This window comes from Catelliglobosispora koreensis DSM 44566, assembly GCF_000379685.1.
Classification (GTDB): Bacteria; Actinomycetota; Actinomycetes; order Mycobacteriales; family Micromonosporaceae; genus Catelliglobosispora; species Catelliglobosispora koreensis.
This window is the reverse complement of record NZ_KB903250.1, coordinates 578,267-598,703: the sequence shown is the minus strand read 5'-3', so window position 1 is coordinate 598,703 and position 20,437 is coordinate 578,267. Positions and strand designations below refer to the sequence as shown.

At 64.3% G+C, this 20,437-nt stretch carries 16 protein-coding genes; 5 read left to right on the top strand and 11 right to left on the bottom strand.

What is annotated here, in order from left to right; genetic code table 11:
* Window position 1: 1 nt before the first annotated feature.
* The 5 genes from A3E1_RS0110020 to A3E1_RS0110000 form a co-directional block, all read right to left on the bottom strand.
* Window positions 2-1,339 carry a GH1 family beta-glucosidase gene (locus A3E1_RS0110020; RefSeq protein WP_020520626.1) on the bottom strand — a complete coding sequence of 446 codons (1,338 nt, stop codon included), beginning with the start codon at window positions 1,337-1,339 and terminating at the stop codon, window positions 2-4.
* Window positions 1,340-1,341: 2 nt separating this feature from the next.
* The gene (locus tag A3E1_RS0110015) at window positions 1,342-2,148 is read right to left on the bottom strand and encodes a carbohydrate ABC transporter permease (protein ID WP_020520625.1); all 807 of its coding nucleotides are present in this window, start codon (window positions 2,146-2,148) and stop codon (window positions 1,342-1,344) included.
* Complete coding sequence (locus tag A3E1_RS0110010; protein WP_026208277.1) at window positions 2,145-3,053, bottom strand: carbohydrate ABC transporter permease; 909 nt, start codon at window positions 3,051-3,053, stop codon at window positions 2,145-2,147. Before A3E1_RS0110010 ends, A3E1_RS0110015 begins: the two co-directional genes overlap by 4 nt.
* A gap of 32 nt (window positions 3,054-3,085) precedes the next feature.
* Window positions 3,086-4,339, bottom strand: coding sequence for an ABC transporter substrate-binding protein (locus tag A3E1_RS0110005; RefSeq protein WP_020520623.1), 1,254 nt, complete (start codon window positions 4,337-4,339; stop codon window positions 3,086-3,088).
* Between the two features lie 261 nt (window positions 4,340-4,600).
* Window positions 4,601-5,374, bottom strand: a complete 774-nt coding sequence (locus A3E1_RS0110000; protein WP_020520622.1) for a maleylpyruvate isomerase family mycothiol-dependent enzyme — start codon at window positions 5,372-5,374, stop codon at window positions 4,601-4,603.
* 3 nt (window positions 5,375-5,377) lie between these two features.
* Between A3E1_RS0110000 and A3E1_RS0109995 the strand changes: the two genes are divergently transcribed.
* Window positions 5,378-6,433, top strand: coding sequence for a UDP-N-acetylmuramate dehydrogenase (locus A3E1_RS0109995; protein WP_051104959.1), 1,056 nt, complete (start codon window positions 5,378-5,380; stop codon window positions 6,431-6,433).
* A gap of 278 nt (window positions 6,434-6,711) precedes the next feature.
* Window positions 6,712-8,166 carry a DUF6923 family protein gene (locus A3E1_RS0109990; RefSeq protein WP_020520620.1) on the top strand — a complete coding sequence of 485 codons (1,455 nt, stop codon included), beginning with the start codon at window positions 6,712-6,714 and terminating at the stop codon, window positions 8,164-8,166.
* Window positions 8,167-8,782: 616 nt separating this feature from the next.
* Here A3E1_RS0109990 and A3E1_RS0109985 read toward each other — a convergent pair.
* Together A3E1_RS0109985 and A3E1_RS0109980 are read right to left on the bottom strand one after the other, a co-directional pair.
* Window positions 8,783-9,553, bottom strand: a complete 771-nt coding sequence (locus A3E1_RS0109985; protein ID WP_020520619.1) for a hypothetical protein — start codon at window positions 9,551-9,553, stop codon at window positions 8,783-8,785.
* A complete protein-coding gene (locus A3E1_RS0109980) occupies window positions 9,550-10,290 on the bottom strand; it encodes an SDR family oxidoreductase (RefSeq protein ID WP_020520618.1) in 741 nt (246 codons plus the stop codon). The genes A3E1_RS0109985 and A3E1_RS0109980 overlap by 4 nt, the downstream gene beginning before the upstream one ends.
* Before the next feature lie 79 nt (window positions 10,291-10,369).
* Here A3E1_RS0109980 and mshA point away from each other — a divergent pair, with 79 nt between their 5' ends.
* Window positions 10,370-11,641 carry a D-inositol-3-phosphate glycosyltransferase gene (gene mshA, locus A3E1_RS0109975; RefSeq protein WP_020520617.1) on the top strand — a complete coding sequence of 424 codons (1,272 nt, stop codon included), beginning with the start codon at window positions 10,370-10,372 and terminating at the stop codon, window positions 11,639-11,641.
* Window positions 11,635-12,123, top strand: a complete 489-nt coding sequence (locus A3E1_RS0109970; protein WP_020520616.1) for a type III secretion system chaperone family protein — start codon at window positions 11,635-11,637, stop codon at window positions 12,121-12,123. Before mshA ends, A3E1_RS0109970 begins: the two co-directional genes overlap by 7 nt.
* On the opposite strand, the gene A3E1_RS0109965 is transcribed toward A3E1_RS0109970, so the two are convergent.
* From A3E1_RS0109965 to A3E1_RS0109950, 4 genes are all read right to left on the bottom strand, one after another.
* Window positions 12,108-13,862: a BUD32 family EKC/KEOPS complex subunit gene (locus A3E1_RS0109965; RefSeq protein WP_020520615.1), complete on the bottom strand. Its 1,755-nt coding sequence runs from the start codon at window positions 13,860-13,862 to the stop codon at window positions 12,108-12,110. The genes A3E1_RS0109970 and A3E1_RS0109965 overlap by 16 nt on opposite strands.
* Before the next feature lie 13 nt (window positions 13,863-13,875).
* On the bottom strand, window positions 13,876-15,432 hold the full coding sequence (locus tag A3E1_RS0109960) for a serine/threonine-protein kinase (RefSeq protein WP_020520614.1): 1,557 nt from the start codon (window positions 15,430-15,432) through the stop codon (window positions 13,876-13,878).
* Entirely contained in the window at window positions 15,429-17,141 is a 1,713-nt protein-coding gene (locus tag A3E1_RS0109955) for an FHA domain-containing protein (protein ID WP_157631420.1), read from the bottom strand. The genes A3E1_RS0109960 and A3E1_RS0109955 overlap by 4 nt, the downstream gene beginning before the upstream one ends.
* A 157-nt stretch (window positions 17,142-17,298) precedes the next feature.
* On the bottom strand, window positions 17,299-18,183 hold the full coding sequence (locus A3E1_RS0109950) for a hypothetical protein (protein WP_020520612.1): 885 nt from the start codon (window positions 18,181-18,183) through the stop codon (window positions 17,299-17,301).
* Between the two features lie 141 nt (window positions 18,184-18,324).
* On the opposite strand from A3E1_RS0109950, the gene A3E1_RS48340 reads away from it, so the two are divergent.
* The gene (locus A3E1_RS48340) at window positions 18,325-20,091 is read left to right on the top strand and encodes a helix-turn-helix transcriptional regulator (RefSeq protein WP_020520611.1); all 1,767 of its coding nucleotides are present in this window, start codon (window positions 18,325-18,327) and stop codon (window positions 20,089-20,091) included.
* The last annotated feature ends 346 nt before the right edge of the window (window positions 20,092-20,437 follow it).

Below are 20,437 nucleotides of genomic sequence, written 5' to 3'. Positions count from 1 at the left end.
TCTATAGCCCGTTGCGCTCAATCACCTTGGCATACCACCGGGCACTGTCCTTGGGTGTGCGCGCCTGAGTATCGAAGTCGACGTGCACGATCCCGAAGCGCTTACGGTAGCCCTCGGCCCACTCAAAATTATCTAGCAACGACCATACGAGATAGCCGCGAAGGTCAACTCCCCGGGAGATGGCCTCGTGACAAGCCCTCAGGTGCTCTTCGAGGTACGAGATGCGGTCGGAGTCGGCGACGTTTCCATCACTGTGCACATCGTCGAAGGCGGCACCGTTCTCGGTGATGATGAGCGGCAGCCCGGGATAGTCCCGGTGCAGACGCTCCAGCAGCTCGGTGAGTCCCCAGGGCTCGATCGGCCAGCCCATCGCCGTGGTCTTACCGGGCGCCGGGCGGAAATCGACGCCGTGGCTGCCCGGGTAGACCGGGTTCTCAGGCGCTCCGGGCCGGGCGGTCACCAGATTGGGGTTGTAGTAGTTGACGCCGAGCATGTCGATCGGCTGCCCGATGATGGCTTCGTCGCCGTCAAGCACGACTCCGTCGGAGAACATCTGCTTGGCATATGGCTCATAGGCACCCTTGATGACCGGCTCCAGGAACAGCCGGTTCAGCATGGCGTCGACCCGGTCAGCGGCATCTAGCTCCGCGGGATCCTGAGGGTCGGCAGGCACCACGGGAGCCAGGTTCAGCGTGATGCCGATGGTTTCGGCTCCCGCGTGACGCAGTTCAGCGGTGGCAAGGCCGTGGCCGAGCAACAGGTGGTGCGCGGCCGAAAGCCCTTCCTGAACGTCGGTGTGGCCGGGCGCGAAAACGCCCGCCGCGTAGCCCAGGAACGCCGAACACCACGGTTCGTTCAGCGTTGTCCACAGTTTGATGCGGTCCCCGAGTCGCTTGTGGACCGCCAAGGCGTATTCGGCGAAGTAGTAAGACGTGTCGCGCGACGTCCAGCCGCCGCGGTCTTCCAGTCCCTGCGGCAGATCCCAGTGATAGAGCGTGAGCATGGGCTCGATGCCGTTAGCGAGCAGCTCATTGGTCAGCCGGTCGTAGAAGTCGAGTCCGCGCGGATTGACCGGACCGGTGCCGTCGGGTTTCACCCGTGGCCAGGCCACCGAGAACCGGTAAGTTCCGATGCCGAGTTCGCGCATAATCGCCACGTCTTCGGGGTAACGGTGGTAGTGATCGCAGGCCACGTCCCCCGTGTGGCCTGCGAACACCTTTCCCGGGGTACGTGAGAAGGTGTCCCAAATGGACGGTCCTCGTCCAGCTTCGGTGGCCGCGCCCTCAATCTGGTAGGCCGCCGTAGCCGCTCCCCAGCGGAAGTCCTTCGGAAACTCCATATTCACCCCTTGATCGCCCCTTGCATGATCCCGCCGATGAGCTGTTTGCCCAGGGCGCCGAAAACAATGACCAGTGGAATCGTGGCCAGCATCGTTCCGGTCAGTGCCAGGGAGTAGTCCGTGACGTAGCCGGCGCGAAGCTGGGATAGTGCGACTTGGACGGTCTGGTTCTCTGGTGAAGCCAGCACTACAAGTGGCCAGAGGTAATCATTCCAGCTGGCCAGAAACGTGAGCATGGCGAGCACAGCCATCGCGGGACGGGCGACGGGCAGCACGACATGCCAGAAGAGGCGATGGCTTGCCGCACCGTCCACGCGGCCCGCCTCGATGAGTTCTGTGGGCAGTGCCTCGGACAGGTACTGCGTCATGAAGAAAACGCCAAACGCGTTCACGAGCGCTGGCACGATGACCGCGGTGAGCGTGTCGTGCCATTCAAGTTCCGTGATGAGCATGAACTGCGGGATGATGCCCAGTTGCGTGGGCACCATCATGGTGGCCACGACGGCCAGCAAAAGCCCGGTGCGCCAACGGAAGTGCAGTTTCGCGAACGCGAATCCAGCGAGTGTCGAGAACAGCACCACGCTTGCGGTCACCGCGCTGGAGACGATGAGCGAGTTGATGATCGCCTGGTCGAACGGCACGGTGTCAAACACGCGCTTGATGTTCGAGACCAGGTTCGCCCCCGGAATCAAAGACACATCAGCCAATGCTGAATTGTCCTTTGTGGACACCACGAAGCTGAAATAGAGCGGGAAGGCGGAGAACAGCATGACGCCTAAGAGCGAAAGGTACAGGAGCTTACGCTTCATTTCTTGATCCTCCGCACCAGGCGGTAGTTGATGAACGCGAACACCACGATGACGAGGAACATCACCCACGCCACGCTTGACGCATAGCCAAATTCGAAGCCACGGCTGAAACCGTGCTCGTACAAATAGAGGGTTAAGGTCTGGAACTGCCTGTCCGAGCCACCCGTTAGCGCGGCCCCACCGCCACCCCCGGCGAACAGCTGTGGCTGTGCGAAGACTTGCAGCCCGAAGATGGTCGACACCATGACGACGAAGATGATGGTCGGGCGGATCGACGGGATCGTGATCTGGCGCAGTTGCTGGAACTCGGTGGCACCGTCAAGTGTCGCCGATTCGTAAAGTTCCTTTGGCACAGCTTGCATAGCGGCCAAGAAGATAAGCGCGTTATAGCCAGCCCATTGCCAGATAATCATCGTCGAGATCGCGATATGCGAACTGAGCACACCGGCCTGCCAGTCCACCCTGCCCAGCCCCAGGTGCTCCAACGTCCAGTTGATAAGGCCGAAGTCTCGCCCGAAGAGCTGACTGAAAATCACGGCGACCGCGACAACGGACGTCACGTTCGGCAGGAGCATTCCCAAGCGCCAGAACGTTTTCAGCCGCAGGCGCCGGTTAATCAGGTGCGCCAGCAACAACGACAGCAACAGCTGCGGGATCGTGGACAGCGCCAGAATCGAAACCGTGTTGAACAGAGCGTTCCAGAAGTAGCTGTCCTGGAACATCTCGCCGTAGTTCTGCAAACCGATGAACGTGTGCTCGTCCTTCAGCAGACTCCAGTCGAAAAGGCTGACGTAGGCCGTATAGAACAGTGGCCACAGCCCGAACACGGCGAAGAGTAAGAAGAACGGAGCGATGTAGAGGTAAGGGGACACCCGTGTGTCCACTTTGTACAACCAAGTGCGCATCTCGAGTGTCCCCTCTTCAATCCGGCTCGCCGTTACGCGAGCTTCTTGCAGTCGGCTAGAACCTGGGTCCACGCTTCGGGCGCGGCCTGCTTGCCTTGCTCGATGCGGCCGAGGCCACCACCGATGGCGTTGAAGACATCGCCTTGCTTCGGGCCCTGGTGTTGCGGCTTAACGGCCTGCGCGGAAGCGGTGAAGATCTTTCCGAGGGGCGCGTTGTTGAAGAACGGCTTGCTAAAGCTGGTCAGGTCGGGGTCGGTGTAGAGCGACGGGGTCGACGGGAAATTGCCGGTCGCCTTGAAGACCTTCTTCTGCTGCTCGGGAGCGGTCAGCCACTTGATGAGCTCGAACGCTTCCTTCTGGTTCTTGCCCTGCTTCGGCAGCGCGAGGTGCGAACCACCCATCGAGCCAGCGCCACCGGGAACGGCGGCGATGTCCCACTTACCGGAGGCGTCCTTGGCGTTCGTCTCGATGTAGGACGTCATCCAGGCCGGGCAAACGATGGTGCCGAAGGTGCCCTTGCCGAACGCGGCCGTCCACTCTGGAGTCCACGCGGTCAGCTTGTTGGACAGGCCAGCGCCGATGGCGTCGACCGTCAGGTCCCACGCCTTCTTGACCAGCGGGTTGGTCTCGACGACCAGCTTGTCGTTGTCGTCGTAAACGCCCTGCGGCGCCTGCTCGACGATCGCCCGGAACATGTTGCCGGACGCCTCCATGAAGAACGAGTCGGGCAGCGCGGCCTTGTACTTCTTGCCGGTCGCGACGTACTCCTCCCACGTTGGCCACAGCTTGGAGACCTCATCGCGAGCGGTCGGCAGGCCGGCCTTCTGGAACAGGTCGGTCCGGTAGCACATGGCCATGCCACCGACGTCGGTGCCGAGACCCACGAGCGTCTTCTTGTCGGTCGACAGACCCTGCTCCCACTTCCACGGCAGGTAAGTGCTCTGCAGGTCCTTGGCACCGAGGTCGAGCAGGTTGTGGAACCGGTTCGGGGTCGCGGTGAAGCTCGACAGGTAGCCGATCTCGATCGCCTCGATGTCGGCGGCACCGCTGTTGGTAGCGAGGTGGCTAATCAGGCTTTGGTGGTGTGCGGAATAGTCGGAGATCCGCTCCTGGATCTCGATATTCGGGTGCGTCTTCTTGTACTCCTCGTACAGCGGCTTGAACCCGAAATCACCGAAACCAGCGATCGTCAGCGTGATTTTCTCGTTGCCACTGGGCGTGTCATTGCCGCCGCAAGCGCTGGCAAGCAAGCCAACCGCAAGCAGCGGGATGAGCAGTCGGCGCATCGGCCCTCCTTGGGCTTTGGAATGTCTCAATCTCTCCTCAGGAGAGCGTTCTCTATAAGAGAGCGCTCTCTGGGAGAGAGAATGGTGCCGTGTGGCGGCCGTGTCAATAGGCCGTTACGGGAGCGTTACTGCTGCGATACGCACGGGAACGCTCCCATGGAGAGCGTTCTCTCGTCCGATGAGGACAAACCCAAGATTCCCGGTGCCGGCGAAGCAGCTCGGCGCCGCACGATGGGAAAGTGAGGCGAAGCGCCTTGGTTTTTAGCCCGTGCGGAGGGCCTCGAGGAGCGTTTCGTCGCCTCGGATGTCTAGGACGTCGAAGCCGACGCGGCCATAGAGCGCCAGCTCCAGGTCGCTGGCCGGACCAGCGGCGATGACCTGCTCCTGCGGGTCGGAGTCGTCGAGAATCGTGGCGGTGTCGAGAAGCGCGACGCCTTCACCGCGCAGGCGCAGGAACCACTCCTGCTGGACGTCAGTCGCGACGAGCTGGACGACGCCGAAACGGTCCGTCGGGCCTTTGCGGCGGCCTGCCGGGAGCCAGGTGTCGAGCACTTCACTGACGCCATCGGCGGCTAGGCGGGCCTCGATCGGTTCAGCGAGCCCGTGCAGGGCGAACTGAATGTCCCACCGGTGGATCGCGGTTTCATGCGCCATGCGCCGCGGCCAGAACCCAGCGATCTTGGCTTGGGGTGCCCAGTTCCACGCGGGGGCATTGGGATCGATGGTGGCCAGATAGTCCACGAGCGATTTGCACTGCTCAGACCACCAGACAAGGGAGTCAGACTCCGGCGGGAACTCCTCGGTCAGCAGCTTGCGGCGCACGTCGGGATCGATGCGCTCAGTGGTGTTGCGTGCGACGTTGTAGCGGACATAGCGGTACACACCGCCGAGGTGCTGGACCAGGTCGAGCACACTCCAGCCAGGGCAAGTGGGCACAGGAGAGGAAAAGTCAGCCTCTGCCGCGTTGGCGTGGAACGTGCTCGCCTCGCTGCGCAGAGCTTCCAGCCAGAACTCCTTGGAGCCCGTCGCGCCCATACTCTGTCCTCCCCGCCTAGGGTGGTTGACGTGTCTGACGATACTTTGCTCGCCACGTATACCACCTTGGCCCTTGGTGGTCCTGCCGCGCGAATCGTGCGCGCCACTAACGCTGAAGAGATTATTGCTGGGGTTCAGGAGTGCGTGCGAGAGGATAGGCCTCTCCTTCTGCTCGGTGGCGGTAGCAATGTGGTGATTTCAGACGAAGGATTCCCCGGAACGGTGATGCTCATTCGCTCCGAAGGCTGGGCCGTGACGTATGACGACGGCGAGCACGTGCTCGTTCAGGTGCAGGCCGGCCAGGACTGGGAAGAGTTCGTCGCGGCGACCGTCGCGCAAGGATGGTCCGGAGTGGAGTGTCTTTCGGGCATCCCAGGGGCCGCCGGAGCCACCCCGATTCAGAACGTCGGCGCCTACGGGCAGGAAGTCTCGCAGACCATCGAATCGGTGACGGTATATGACCGCGACGAAGGAGCGGTCAGTGTCATGAGCGCGGCGGAGTGCGGCTTTCAGTACCGCAATAGCCGGTTCAAGCACAACGACCGCTGGGTGGTGCTGGACGTGACTTTCCGCCTGCTAGCGGATCCGCTTTCGGGGCCCATCGCCTACACCGAACTCGCGCGCTCGCTCGGGGTGCAAGAAGGCCAGAGGGTACCCCTGGAGCACGCCCGTGACGCGGTGCTGCAACTGCGCCGGGGCAAGGGGATGTTGCTCGATCCGTCCGATCCCGACACGCGGTCAGCCGGGTCGTTCTTTACCAATCCAGTGCTCAGCGCTGCGGCGTACACCCAATTGGAAGTTGAACCGCCGGCCTGGCCGGGCGAAGGCGGGGTGATGAAGGTGTCGGCGGCCTGGTTGATTGAGCGAGCCGGATTCACGAAAGGTTACCGGCGCGGGCCAGCCGCGATCTCGTCGAAGCACACGCTCGCGCTCACCAATCCGGGTGACGGCACGACTAAGGATCTGCTCGGTTTAGCTGCGGAAATACGAGACGGTGTGCACGACAAGTTCGGCGTAACGCTGCACCCGGAACCTGTCCTCGTTAACTGCACCCTGTGATCAATTAGATCGTTGACCAGGTTGTGCAGCTACAACCGTATGTGATCCTCGGTGGATCGATGCTCGCGTTCGGACTGTCTGTCCTGGGATTGGCCTGGATCCTGGGGAAACGGTCGCCAAACGAGTGACTCGCTCGTTGGGCCTTTGTGCGCAATGTCTTATATACGACACTTCTTGGTTCGATAGCAGCCACCGGTTTGGCGACCCCCGCGCTTGCCGCGCCGGCTCCGCCGCCACCGACTAGTCCCTTCCCGACGTGCCCAAACCTCGGGTATCAGATGCAGTCGGAGACTGGGGCAACATCGGACCTCGGCTATTTCGACTTGAGTACTTCGCTGTTCGTGCCGATCAATGGTGTTGGCCAGTCGATTAACGCTTTCGGGTATTCCCGCAGCCAGAAGGTGTTCTGGGGAATGCGCACCAATCCGGCTAACGACACGCTTGTGCGCATTGACAGCCAGGGCAATACGACCGATGTTGGGCCGCTGGAATACACGCCGCCGTTCACGGCCACCCGGACCAATACCGGGACCATTGACGATCAGGACCGCCTGATCATTCACACCCAGCAGCCCGTCAACGAGGTCGTCGTGATTGACGTCGACCCCACCGACGGTGATGTGGGCGAGGTAATTTCGCGCACGCCTTTGTCGCGGGCCACTAACGGCATGACCTTCCTGCGCATCGGTGACTGGGACTTCAACCCCGACGATGGGCTGCTCTACTCCGTTGAGATGGAAGGCGACACGATCCGCCGTCTGGTGTCCATCAACCCGGACACGGGGGTCGTGACCAACGTCCGGGATCTTTCGGCTGACCTGCCTGACGGCAACAACTACGGCGCTGTCTACGTCGAGGACGTCAACGGCGTGATCTATGTGTCCAACAACGACGTCGACGACCTGCTCGCTGATGGTAAGCCGGGCGCGCGTTCACAGACCTTTGGCATCTACACCAAGCAGAACTACCAGGTCATTCCCTACACTCCCGGTGACCCGCTGCTGATCAATGACGGTGCTGACTGTCTGGTCGCGACGGACTTCGGCGACGCGCCTGACACGTACAAAACGCTGAACCCCAACGGCGGACCAGGGCACATCTTCAGCGAGGTCGGCGACCCGAACACCACCGGCGGCTATGACGTCAACCGCAAGCTGCGCATCGGTTCGCTCATCGACTCCGATCTGGACGGCATCCCGTCCGTGGGAGCCGACGGCGACAACCTCAACCTGCCTGTCAACGACGAAGACGGCGTGGGCACGACGATCAACACGGCCGCGCCTTCGCTTACCGTTCCGACGACGAACACGACTGGTGGGGCGGCCGTTCTGGCGGGCTGGGTCGACTTCAACCTCTCCGGCACGTTCGACGCCTCTGAACGGGCCGTCGCCGCGGTCCCTGCCGCCGGCGGCAATGTGGTCCTGAACTGGACGCCCACAACGGCCGCGGGTGCCTCGTCCTACCTGCGCCTGCGGCTCTACTCCGGCACCGACCCGCTTGCGGCCGACCCGCAGCCCACCGGTGCCCAGTTCGCCGTGGGTGGCGAGATCGAAGACCACCGCGTCAATCTCGTCACCGACACGCTTCCAATCACGGGCACCAACATCGGCGACCTCGTGAAAGCAGGCGTTCTGCTCGTCGTGTTCGGCGGTCTCGGCTTCGCCCTGGGCAGCGGTCCCGCCACCGGCCACCGCCGCCGCCCATCACCACGCCCACGCCCGCGCTCCTGCTAACCGCTGCTCTTCCCGATCCGCGCAACTTCTCCGTTTGAGGTTGCGCGGATCTTTCTTGTTGCCCCGCAACAACTTTCGCCACCGCGCCCCTGCGCCACCGCGCCCCTGCGCCACCGCGCCCCTGCGCCAGCGCGTCCCTTCGCGCCACCGCGCTATCGCGTCCGCCGCTTCGCGCGGCCCCTTCGCGCCACCGCGCCCCTTCGCGTCCCTGCGCCGCCCCGCGTCACCGCGTCCCTTCGCGTCACCACGTCCCTTCGCGTCACCACGTCCCTTCGCGCAGGGTCTCTGGCTTCAGAGGTGGTGAGTTCGTGTGGGGGAGGAAATCCTCCACAGTTCGCGACTGTTGTGGAGGATTTCCTCCCTGTCCCGAAGTCGCACCTATGAGTCCCACGCTCCGCTACGCCGCGCTATCGCGTCCGCCGCTTCGCGGATTAGTCGTGATCCACATCCCGAGGCGAGATCCACATCCGTTGGGACGTGATCGAATCGCCTGTTGATCACGTCTGGAGGGATGTGGATCAGGAGTAGGGATGTGGATCACGGAAGGGGCGGGCCGGGAAGGGTGGGCCAGGGGAGGGGTGGCTTGGTTAGGCGGGCCAGGGGAAGGGTGGCTTGGTTAGGCGGGCCAGGGGAAGGTGATTTCGCCGAGTCGCCAACGGGACGGTTGGTAGAGCACGGGTGATCCGGTCTCATGGAGGTGACGGGCGGTGGCGATCCAGCGCTGGCGTGGGCCGAAGACGGTCATGGAAGCCATGTGCTGCCAGGCCTCCGCGAACGACGACAGCAAAGTGTGCACTGGTGAGCCGGGAACGTTGTGGTGGATAAGGGCTTTGGGGAGCCGCTCGGCGAAGGAGAGGGGCGACTCCAAAGTGGACAGTTTCGCCGCCAGTGTCAGCGTCTGCGGCACAACGGATCCGGCGGGCAGGGCGGCCCAGGTGCAGATCCGCCCGAGTTCGTCGCAGGTGCCTTCGATGAGCCAGCCGCCGGGTGCCAGACGGGAGGTCATGGTTTCCCATGCGGACAGGACGGCCGATTCGTCGTACTGGCGAAGGACATTGAAGGCCCGGACCATGACGGGCCGTAAGCCGGCCAGCTCGAAGCCACCGCGCGCGAAGGTCAAAAGCGGTGGTGCCGCGTCACTTTGGGCGCCGGCGACCCGGAGTGGATCGATCTCGAGCCCGACCATGCGCACGTCGGCGCGAATGGCCGCGAGCCGGGACCGTAGCTCCACCGCGGTCACAGGCGTTGCCCCGTAACCGAGGTCCACCACCAAAGGGTCAGCGGCGTCGCGGAGTGAAAGTCCACAGTGCCAGGAAATCCACCGGTCGACGCGGCGCAGGCGGTTGGGATTGGTGGTGCCCCGGGTCACGGAGCCCTGTGGCTTCACGGCACCCGGTGCACCTTGTGTTGCGCGGCTTGTGCCACCGGGCGTACGACCATGCGGTCGATGTTGACGTGCGCGGGGAGCCCGGCACACCACGAGACACATTCGGCGATGTCTTCGGCGACAAGGGGTTCGGCTACGCCCGCGTAGACCGACTCTGCCTTGCTGGAGTCACCGCCGAAGCGGTTCAGCGCGAACTCGTCGGTCTTGACCATGCCGGGATCGATCTCCATCACCCGGATCGGCTTTCCGCACAGCTCCAGCCGCAGCGTCTCAACGAGCGCGGTCTGCGCGTGCTTGGCCGCCGTGTATCCGCCGCCGCCTTCGTAGACGACCAGTCCGGCGGTCGAACTGATGGTGATCACAGCGCCGCCATGGTCCATTTTGGGCAGGAGTGCCTTCGTGACGCGGAGTGTTCCGAGCACGTTCACGTCGAACATCCACTGCCAGTCATCGATCTTCGCGTCGGCGACGTATTCAGAGCCGTGGGCACCGCCAGCATTGTTAACAAGCAGATCGACCCGGTCAACCGAGCTCGCGAACGCCGCGACATCGGTATCGCTCGTGATGTCGCAGGTCACAGCGGTTCCGCCGATCTCCTTGGCCAGCTCGGCGAGCCGGTCGGCCCGGCGTGCCAGTGCGTAGACATGAAAACCATCATTCGCCAGCTTGCGGGCGGTCGCGGCACCGATGCCGCTTGAGGCTCCTGTCACAACAGCACTTTTTTGGGGGTACGCCATAAGCGCTGATCTTATCGACAATGACTTGCGTCACGTTGGGGGCGGGAAGAGGATTTGCTTCCAGAAAGTTAACCGCGCTGTGAGCCTTACTCTGCCCAGGCGCCTGGCGACCCTCTCCGTGCACACGTCACCCCTGCACCAGCCAGGCACGGGTGACGCCGGAGGCATGAACGTCTACATCGTTGAGGTCTCCAAACGGCTCGCCCGCCGGGGCGTAGAGGTCGAGATTTTCACCCGCACGACCTCGAGTTCCCGGACCGGTTGCACCGAGCTGGCGCCGGGCGTGACGGTCCGTCACGTGAACGCGGGGCCGTTTGAAGGGCTCGCCAAGGAAGATCTCCCGGCGCAGATGTGTGCCTTCACCCACGGCGTGCTTCGTGCCGAGGCGGCGATGGCGCCCGGCTACTACGACTTGATCCACTCGCACTACTGGCTCAGCGGTCAAGTGGGCTGGCTGGCCAAGGACCGCTGGGGCGTGCCGCTCGTCCACACCGCGCACACCCTGGCCAAGGTTAAGAACCTGCAGCTCGCCGAAGGTGACCGCAAAGAGCCGCTCGGCCGGGTCGTCGGTGAAGAACAGGTCGTCGAGCAGGCGGACCGTCTGGTCGCCAACACCCCGACCGAAGCCCGTGAACTTGTCGACCTCTACGACGCGTGCATCGACCGTGTCTCGGTCGTCTCGCCCGGCGTCGACCTGGGCCGGTTCTCCCCAGGTGACCAAGCCCTGGCCCGCAAACGGCTCGGCCTGCCGGAGCGCGCGAAGATCGTCGCGTTCGTGGGGCGCATTCAGCCACTTAAAGCCCCCGATGTGTTGATCCAGGCGCTGGCCCAGTGCACCGGTCCCGACACGATCGGACTGATCGTGGGCGGGCCGAGCGGCAGTGGCCTTGACCGTCCGACGGCGCTTATCGAGCTGGCGACCGCCCTGGGCGTGCGCGATCGCATCAGGTTCCTGCCGCCGCAAACGGGCGAAGACCTAGCCGACGTCTACCGGGCCGCTGATGTGGTCGCGGTGCCGTCCTATAACGAATCGTTCGGCCTCGTCGCCCTGGAGGCCCAAGCCTGCGGCACGCCCGTCGTCGCGGCCGCCGTGGGCGGTCTGGTGACTGCCGTGCGCGACAACGTGAGCGGCCTGCTCCTGGACAATCACGATCCGGCGGCTTGGGCTGACGCGCTCGGCCGGCTCCTGTCGTCGCCGGCCTTGCGCGAGGAACTGTCGTGCGGGGCGGTCCGTCACGCCAACGACTTCTCGTGGGACCGCACGGTCGATTCGCTCCTGTCGGTTTACTCTGACGTCATGGTGCAAAACCGGGAACGCTGCCGTCGCGAGCTGGCGAACGCGGCGTGGTAACGGAAGTCATCGAGCGCGTCTGCGACGGGCTGCCCTTAGACCGCACGGGAGAACGCTCCTATGTGGTCACTTTGCCGGGCACTCACAAGCTCAAGACCAACGTCAATCTGATCGTCGGCGAGCACGCGCTGCGCGTGGAGGCCTTCGTGATCCGGCAACCCGATGAGAACCGGGAAGCCGTGTGGGCGTGGCTATTGCGGCGCAACGCCAAGCTCCACGGTGTCGCGTTCACCATCGACACCGAAGGCGATGTGTACTTAACGGGCCGTCTCCCGTTGCCCGCCGTCACCGACGAGACGCTCGATCAAATACTGGGCGCGACGCTTTCAGCCGCCGATGAGTCCTTCGATACCTTGCTGGAACTGGGTTTCAGCAGTGCGATAAGGCGCGAATGGGCGTGGCGGCTGAGCCGGGGCGAATCAACGGAAAACCTGCGAGCCTTCCGTCATCTCGCCCCGGAGTCAGATCACGGGCAGTTGTAGACAAATTTCGTCTCAGCCTGCACGGGCGTTGGTGACAGCACCCGGAGCACGGCGGTCGCGTTGATTTTTCCCTTGCCGCGCAACTGCCACAGCAAAGGAAGCTCAACGACCTGCGTGCCCTTGTCCACATCTTGAGTGAACACTTTGGTGGTCACGTCTTTGGTCTCGTCGACCTGTTGCCAGACGTACTGGATGGTGCCGCGCTCGCCGTTGGTGTTCACCTTGCCGATGACGGTGACGTCGAAATCGCAGCCACGCTCAACGGGTTTCGCGGTCGCGGCTGAGACGGAGACGATCGCCAACGGCGTGCGGTTGCGGTCCCACAACACGTAACCAATCGCGACTACCAATGCCATCGTCAGCACGAACGTGATCGCACCCGCGAGCAGACCGCGCTTGCGGCGCTGTTGCACCGGCATCGCTCGCGTGCCAGTCTGCCACCCAGGCGCGCCAACAGGACTCGGCTGTTGTGGCGCTGACGGAGCCGCTACACCACGTCCAAACCGGACGATGCCATCGGCCTCCTGCCGAGGCGGCGCAACGTAAGCGGGCGGCATCGGATTCAACTGCTGCGGGCCGGCACTTTCGCGGGCGAGTTTGCCCAGCCGGGTAGCAAGTTCCTGCGGCGGCAACGTAACCGCGTGATCGTCGGGGTAGGCCTGGAGAATCGCGGTCGCTTCCTCATGCCCAGCAAAGCCACCCGCGCCTTGCCCGGCAGCATGACCGCCCGCGCCAGCCATTCCAGCGGCCATCCCGCCCGCGGCCGCGGCGCCGCCCGCGCCAGCCATCCCGGCGCCCGAGCCGGCCGAAGCCGCGCCAGCAGATCCCGGCGAACCGGCCACGCCAGCGCCCTGCCCTGCTGAAGGGGAACCGGGCGGAGCAAAACCGGCCGCGCCAGCGGAACCTGGGTAACCTTGCGCGCCAACGGAACCCGGCGCCGTGCCGGGAGCGGGAGCAGAACCCGGAGCGCTGGGAGCGCTCGCGGCGGCGGAGCCAGGGAAGGCGTTCGCTGCTGCGCGTGGGGATTGGGCCGTCATGGCTGTTGCCGCGACAGTGGCGCTGACGAGAGCTAGGGAGCCACGGTCGGCGTAACCTGGTACTCCCGGTGCGGCATCAGTGAGCACCGATAGGCCGGCGGCGAGGCCGGGGCTTCCGCCGGTGGCTTCGGCTTGCATAGCTGCGGAAAGCAGCAGTTGCTTGACCGTGTCATCGGGACGGGGCTGCGCCAGGGAGCGCAGCAATGCCACCCAGCCGTTGACGTCGTGGCCAGGGCCGGGCGAAGTGCCCACGAGAGCGTGCGCGTAGCCGCATTCCACGAGAGTTACCGCACCGGTCGCGTTGAGCACCACGGTGTCGCCGTTCAAGTCTCCGTGCGCGAGACCTGCCTCGTGCAGGCGGCTAAGGGTCTGTCCACAATCGACAGCGATCTGCAGGCTGACCGCCCCAGGGATGGGGTTGCCCGTGTCCAAGGCTTGTTGCACCGTCGGTGAGGCGGGGGTCGCCGAGATCAGCCACAGCACGTTTTCTTCAGCGGCCTGATCGATCAGCGAGAGAATGCCCGGAAGCTGATTGTTAGCACGGATCGTGTCGCTCAGGCGGTGTGCCGCGGCCTCGTCAAGCGCGCTCGGGTCGAGGCTCAGTCCACCGTGCACCTGACCGTCCTGATCGGACAGTGTGTGCCAGGAGCCGAGCCGCCCGTCCCGTCGCCCACCGCGGAGTGTGTACTTCCCGCCTATCATTCCTCATGGCTCCCTAATCGACCGGACACTGGATAGCGCCGATTCTTTGCGGCGCGCTGACCGGACTCTGGACACCAACGGCTTGAACCGTCAGCTTGATGTATTGCCCGCCGCATCCAACTCCGGTCATGTCCGGGGGTGGTGTGACGTCGTATTGCCGATTCGCGGCGCCAGCGGGAACTACCACATCAATAACCAGCGGGGTGCCGAACTCGTGTTCGCCGCCATCCACATATGTCTTGACGAAGCGGAATCGCAAGGTGATCGCCTGGGTCGTGTTCGATCCGAGAGCGACGTGGGCTCGAATCTTGTTGCTCTTGTAATGGCGGGTGCAAGCCACCGTTTCGAGCCAGCAAAACTCGCTAACCGTGATGTTGCTGACCGCCGGAGACGGTGTTGGAGAAGCGGGGCTCTTGGAAGGGGACTTGCTGGGGGACTTCGACGGGCTCAGCGAAGGTGACGGCGATGGTGACTCGCTGGGGGACGGCGAAGGGCTGGGGGACGGCGACGGTGATGCCGTTGCGGTTGTCGTGACCGGGGCCGGTGGTGGGGGCGCGGTTTCGTTGTCGGCCAGCACGGCGTAGCCGCCGACTCCAGCCAGGAGGACGATCGCGGTGCCGGCGATCAGCAGGGCGTTGGTGAACGCCTTCTGTGAGATGCCGAGGATCGTCTTGCCCACGCCGGTGCCGCCAGCGGCCGCGCCCGCGAGCGGGAACAGCAGCAGGAGCAGCGCGGCACGCTTGGCCAGTGAGGCGCGGCCTTCTTCTTCCCAGTTTTCGCCATATCCGGCGCCCGCGACCGCGTCGAGTTCACGGACGAAGGTGGCCGCGTCCTTCGGGCGGTGCTCAGGGTTCTTGGCTAGACCACGGCGCACGAGCCCGCGGACTTCCTCGGGGACCAGGTCGACCGGGATCGGGGCCTGCTCGTGCTGCTTGCGCAAGCCGAGAAGGTCGCCGGGAGCCTGGAACGGTGGCTTGCCGGTTAGGCACTCGAAGAACGTGGCCGTCGCCGCATAGATGTCGGTCGACGGTGATGCGGCACCGCCAGCCCACTGCTCGGGAGCCATATAGGACGGCGTGCCCGCGTGCACTCCCTGGCGCCCAGCACGGGCAGCGATGCCGAAGTCGGCCAGTTTGCTTTGGCCCTGCTGGTTCACGAGCACGTTCTCGGGCTTGTAGTCGCGGTGCACGATCCCGCTCGTGTGCGCTGCCGCCAAGCCGAGCAGGGAACCCTTGAGGACGACGAGCGCTGACTGCGGCTCGGTCGGGCCGTGTTCCTTGAGCATCGCGCGCAGCGCCACACCGTCAACGAGTTCCATGACGATGGCGGCACCCTCGGGTGCCTCAACGTATTCGTAGAGGCGGGCGATCTGCGGATTTTCCACTTCGGACAGAATCCGGGCCTCGGTGCGAAACGCGCTGACGAACTCCTGCTCACGGGCGAGGTGATCGGCAAGGTACTTGATGGCCACGTGCTGGCCGGTGCCGTCGTGCTGGGCGAGGACCACCCGTCCTGAGGCCCCGCGGCCCAGGCTCTTTATCTCGGTGTAACCGGGAACTACCCACGTCATGCCGTCTTCGCCTCCTTCGGCCGGCGCTGGAAGAAGGTCATGACCCGCTTTGCCAGCTTGTACCAGATCGGGAAGAGCACTAGCCCCAGCCCAAGCACCATCACCAGGACGTCGACGCCGGGCGGCAGGTATTGCTCAGCGAGCCCTCCCAGCCTGTCCTTCCACATCAGAATCGCCATGACTAAGAACAACCCCATCCCGGCAATAGCGCTGAAACCATAGATGGCCATACCGGCTTGCCGCCACCCGGGGCGCTTTCCCGACCTGATATCTGACCAGATTCCCTTTTTGAAATAGGCCGTGGCTTGCTCCCGCAATCGGGGCATTCGCAACGCGTCGGCCAATGCCTGGTACCCATCGAGGGGTAAAAGTGGGTTGAGGTTGTAGACCGTGTTGAGGTAGAGGCCGAAGGCAACATGGTAGGCCAAGGCGGAAACCTTGGCGTCGCTAGAGAACGCGGCGATCAGGGCGCAGGCGCCACCGATGCCCGCCGTGGACAGCGGCCCGGAAATCGTCACCACGATCCGCGACCACCGCGAGCCGAACCACATGTCCGAGGTGTCCACGAAAGCCAATGGCAGACCGAGCAGGAGCATGAAGCCGCCGCGCGTGACGGTGCGCCCATACGACTTCACCGCTAACGCGTGCGCGGCTTCGTGGACGACCAGCGCGAGGAAGAACGCACCACCGACGATCAGCGCACCGGGCAGGCCCATCCCCTTGATGTCAAACAACTTCTGCTCGCCCGCCGCGACAACCATGCCGTAGATCCCGGCCACGATCAGCGCCCACAGCAAGACGACGCCGGTGCGCGTGAAGAACCACCAGCCGAACCTGCGGTACATCCAGCCCATCAAGCCGTCGAGGCCAGAAACCGAAACCTCAAAATGCAGCAGGTACTTGAAAATGGTGCGCCCAATGCGTTTTAGCAGCGGTGGACGGACCGTTTCGGGCGGGTCGAAGATGCCACGGATCAGTTCCAGCCGCGCGAAGGAGCGCAACGTCTTCTCAATGCGCGGCAACGCGAGCTCGCCGTATTTTTGGGCGTAGGAGAACAACAGGTCGCGAACCGTGTTCTCACCGTCGAGCTGTTCCCAGATGAACACGTCACGATCGTCAAGCTGGAGATAGCGCATCGTCCGGGTGTTGCGGAGCACCCATTGCTCGACGCCACGGTCATCTGGCGTGCGCTTGAGGGCCCAGCCGCTGCGGCGGCGCGGCCGTGAGTTGAGCGAGCCTTCGGCCCTGGGGGCGACGTCAGGAGTGCCGTCAGGGGCGAGGGCGGTCAGTTCCGGTGTCGCCATAACGGTCTTGCCGCCCACGGCGAGCGATCTCGGCTGGGCGAAAACCACTGGTACATCACCGATGTGGAGCTGTGTCTCATCGTTGAGCAGCGACTCGTCGCTGTGCATCACGCGACCGGCGACGGAAGTTCCATTGAAGGAGCCGAGATCCTCGATGACGTAACCGTGACTGGTCTGGCGCACACGCGCGTGAACACGGGAAACGCTGGGATCGTCGATAACCAGATCGTTTGTAGTCGACCGGCCGATCGTCATTACCGGCTTGGAGAGGGGCAAGACCTTGCTGCCCAAGCGAAGTTCCGGCGCCGAGAACGCTTCGATCTTCGCCCCTTTGCGCGGCACGCCACAGTGCAGGCAGTACGGGTGATCCCGCCGCAAGTGCACGTGACAGGCGTGACACAACATGGGCTGCTTCCCCTTCCGGGCGCTCAGTCGGCATTGGTCATGAGTCGCTTGGATGGTAGGCGGGGTTGTGTTACAGGGCATTCGGGTGACGGGTTTCCGACGCCTCCCCCGGATGGAGGAGGCGCCGGTGCCCGCATCGCTGGATCTAGCTGGTGATTTAAGCCGCTGCCGATGACCCTTCGTCGCCCTTGCCTACCTTGCCGGCCACGGCACCCGCGATACCACCGGCGATGATGCCGGCCGCCAGGCCCGCGCCACCGACCACCAGAATTTCGGTGCCGATGCCGTCGTCCTCGCTTGCCGGAACCAAGGTGGGTCCCTGGTCAGCCGGTGCGGCCACCACGTTGGCGTCCTGGTTCACCGGCAGCGGAACCTGATCGCTGGCAGGCTGCTGGCCAGCGGAGTCGTTGTTGTCGTCGTCATCGTCACCCTCGCTCGATCCGCCACCGTCCGAACCGGACGGTCCGTCATCGGTGGAGTCGCCACCCGGTGCCGGGTCGGCTCCGCCGCCACCATCAGGGCTGAGCAGATCCGGGTCGAGGGGGAGCAACGGCGGGAGCTTGATGATCGGGCCCTTGGGGGTGGGGTCGAGGTTGTCTGGGATGCCGTCACCGTCATCGTCGGTGTCCTGCCAGTTCGGCTTGCCGTCACCGTCGGGGTCGCCCCAGTCGAGGTGCAGGTCGATCGGGCTAACCGGCTGGAGCACGCTGACCTTCAAGTCGAAGTGCTTCGGGTTGGCGTCGACGTTGTCCTTGATGCCGTCGTTGTCGTCGTCATTGTCGAACGCGTCCGGAATGCCGTCGTGGTCGTAGTCAGCAAGGGCGATCACACCGGGGTTGAAGAAGGGGTCCATCTTGGACAGACGGGCGCCGAGAGCCACCGGGCCAGCCGCGTCGCTAGCGTCCGCCAGGCCACGAAGCTGCTCAGCTTCATCATTGGTGAGCCCATATTGCTGGGCGACCAGGTCGGGATGGGCGCGGGCGTGACGGGCGAACTCAGCATCAATCGCCATCCGGGCGATCAGATCACGAAACTGCGACATCGGGTGACTCCTTCCTCACTCTTAGTTGTTCTGTCTGGTGTGAGTTCACCTTAGGTCTGGTCAGGGACAGCGAACATCGTGGTGAGTACGTAACTTTGGCGCAGGTGGACGTCTACGTACAGGTACTTAGAAGGGCGGGGCGTGGATCGGGCAGAAGCCGCTGACCTGCTGCGGCAACACTTTGGCCAGCCGGTACCAGCCCGGCTAGCCGAACAGCTATGGCGCCGCACCGGTGGGGAGCGGGAGTGGCTGACGGCGGTCCTCGATCAGATCGATCCCAGCCATGACGGGCTCCACCGCGTACCAGTGGAGTTTCCGGAGGAACTGACGGCGCCCCTGAAGGCGCGGCTCCTTGCTGTCTCCCCGCAAGCTCGCGCGGTCCTTGAGGCCGCCTCGGTGCTGGGGCGGGAGTTCGATCTGGCTCTGCTGGAGCGGATGCTGTCCAATGTGGACGTCTTGGAGGGACTAGCCGAGGCGCAGCAGGCTGGGCTCATCAAAGCGTTGCCAGCACAGGTTTACCGGTTTGACCAGGCGCCTGTGCGCGAGCTCTGTTACGAATCGCTCGGGCCAAAGCATCGCGCGCAGTTGCACGATGAGGCGGCCGCGGCGCTCGCTGCCCTGGGTGCGATGGGCGGAGCACGAGCGGCCACGATCGCTGAATTGGCTTACCACACCAGCGAAGCGGCCGCACTCGGCGGATCGACACGCCTTGATGCCGCTGCGGCTGCTTCCGTGAGCGCTGGCGTGGCCGCGAGCGAGACAGGCTCCCACGAGCTGGCAGCGGAGTATTTCGCGCAGGCCGCGACAATGGCTGGCCGGGCGGGATGGGCGCCAGCGGCTTCGGGCAGGCTGCTCGTGGCCGCAGGGGAAGCGCGCTTGCGATCGGCCCGTTCGGCACAGCTGCGCGAAGTTGGCCGGGCATCGCTCACGGGAGCACTCCGCTTGGGTTCCCGGGCCCGTGATGCCGGGCTGATGGCGGCCGCGGCACTCGGACTCGGGCCACGCCTCACCCTCGGCCCACTCGCTGCTCGCGGCTTGGGCGTGCCCGCCTCGGGCGGCAAGGGCGCGCCGGCAACGTCTACCGCAGGGCGCGGGGCACGGCGGGAGGGCGGCCAGGCAACTGCTGCGCCGGCCGGCAAAGGCACACCGGGCACGGGAGATGGAGCTGTGTTGGCTCCAGGGGATGAGGTCCGGCGGGAAGCGCTGATGACGGCGCTGCAAGCACAGCCAGAGGAAGCGTCGGTGGTGGCACGGCTCAAGGCGCGGCTGGCGCTGGAAGCCGCCGATGCCGTGCTCGCGGCCAAGGCGCTTGATGAAGCGGGGACAAGTGGCGATCCGCGTGCGCATGCCGAAGCGCTGATCGCCTTGGCCACGCTCAGCGGCGGGACGCAAGACCTGCTCCCGCAAGCGTTCCGGGAGGCCGAAGTGCTCGGCGACCGGGAACTGCTCGTGCGCGTAACGGATTTGCTCGCGACGGCCGCATGGCGAGACGGTCAGCGTGCGGGGGCGATCGAATATCTCGGGGTGCAGGAGCGGCTCAACGGTCCGGGCGCGACGGCACTGCAGCGTTGGTTCGGGCTGCGGGCCGGTGCCGAGGTGGCTCTGATGCGTGGCGAACCCGTGGCACTACAAGAGGTCCTGGACGCGGGTCACGCGGTGGACCCGGCTGGCACGCAGGCCTACGCGAGCGCGCTGACCGCCGCGAAACCTGAACCGGCCGGCGATTTGACCGCTCGTGAGCGCGAAATCCTCACCTGGGCGCTTCGCGGGGCTCCAGCGAGGGAGATCGCGCAGGCGCTAACTGTGGCGGAAAGAACAGTAGAAACCCACTTGGCCAGCATCTATCGCAAGCTCGGGGTGCGAACCAGAGTCGAGTTGATCACGAAATTGACTATGAAAGAAGGTTAACTATTCAACTACTTCTGTGACTGGTGAGAACGGGTGATAACTCAGTCACAAAGAGTGATGAACGAGATTCGCAAATGAGTAGACGCTCCCTTGAGCTGCGGCGTAACGTCGTCCGCAAGCGCAACACTTGATGAGACTCCCGGGAGTCGTGGCTTAACCGAAAGTCGTTTCGGTTGTGGCGCCGAGTGAAGCGTTGGGGATGGGTGGCACTTAGCCGTTGGGGGACGGCGCCACCTAAGACCGGTCGGCTGGCCGGTTCGCTAACGGGGGTGAGCGAACCAGGCCGGCCACCGGCATATCTGGGCCGGTTTTGGGCTACTGAAAAGCTTCTTAACGGAAAGTTAAT

Excerpts from the sequence above, each read along its gene's own strand:
- A3E1_RS0109960 (WP_020520614.1), bottom strand. The coding sequence starts at position 15,432 with ATGACGTGGGTAGTTCCCGGTTACACCGAGATAAAGAGCCTGGGCCGC.
- A3E1_RS0109990 (WP_020520620.1), top strand. The coding sequence starts at position 6,712 with ATGCAGTCGGAGACTGGGGCAACATCGGACCTCGGCTATTTCGACTTG.
- A3E1_RS0110020 (WP_020520626.1), bottom strand. The coding sequence starts at position 1,339 with ATGGAGTTTCCGAAGGACTTCCGCTGGGGAGCGGCTACGGCGGCCTAC.
- A3E1_RS0109955 (WP_157631420.1), bottom strand. The coding sequence starts at position 17,141 with ATGTTGTGTCACGCCTGTCACGTGCACTTGCGGCGGGATCACCCGTAC.
- A3E1_RS0109980 (WP_020520618.1), bottom strand. The coding sequence starts at position 10,290 with ATGGCGTACCCCCAAAAAAGTGCTGTTGTGACAGGAGCCTCAAGCGGC.
- A3E1_RS0110000 (WP_020520622.1), bottom strand. The coding sequence starts at position 5,374 with ATGGGCGCGACGGGCTCCAAGGAGTTCTGGCTGGAAGCTCTGCGCAGC.
- A3E1_RS0109965 (WP_020520615.1), bottom strand. The coding sequence starts at position 13,862 with ATGATAGGCGGGAAGTACACACTCCGCGGTGGGCGACGGGACGGGCGG.
- A3E1_RS0110010 (WP_026208277.1), bottom strand. The coding sequence starts at position 3,053 with ATGCGCACTTGGTTGTACAAAGTGGACACACGGGTGTCCCCTTACCTC.
- A3E1_RS0109950 (WP_020520612.1), bottom strand. The coding sequence starts at position 18,183 with ATGTCGCAGTTTCGTGATCTGATCGCCCGGATGGCGATTGATGCTGAG.
- A3E1_RS0110005 (WP_020520623.1), bottom strand. The coding sequence starts at position 4,339 with ATGCGCCGACTGCTCATCCCGCTGCTTGCGGTTGGCTTGCTTGCCAGC.
- A3E1_RS0110015 (WP_020520625.1), bottom strand. The coding sequence starts at position 2,148 with ATGAAGCGTAAGCTCCTGTACCTTTCGCTCTTAGGCGTCATGCTGTTC.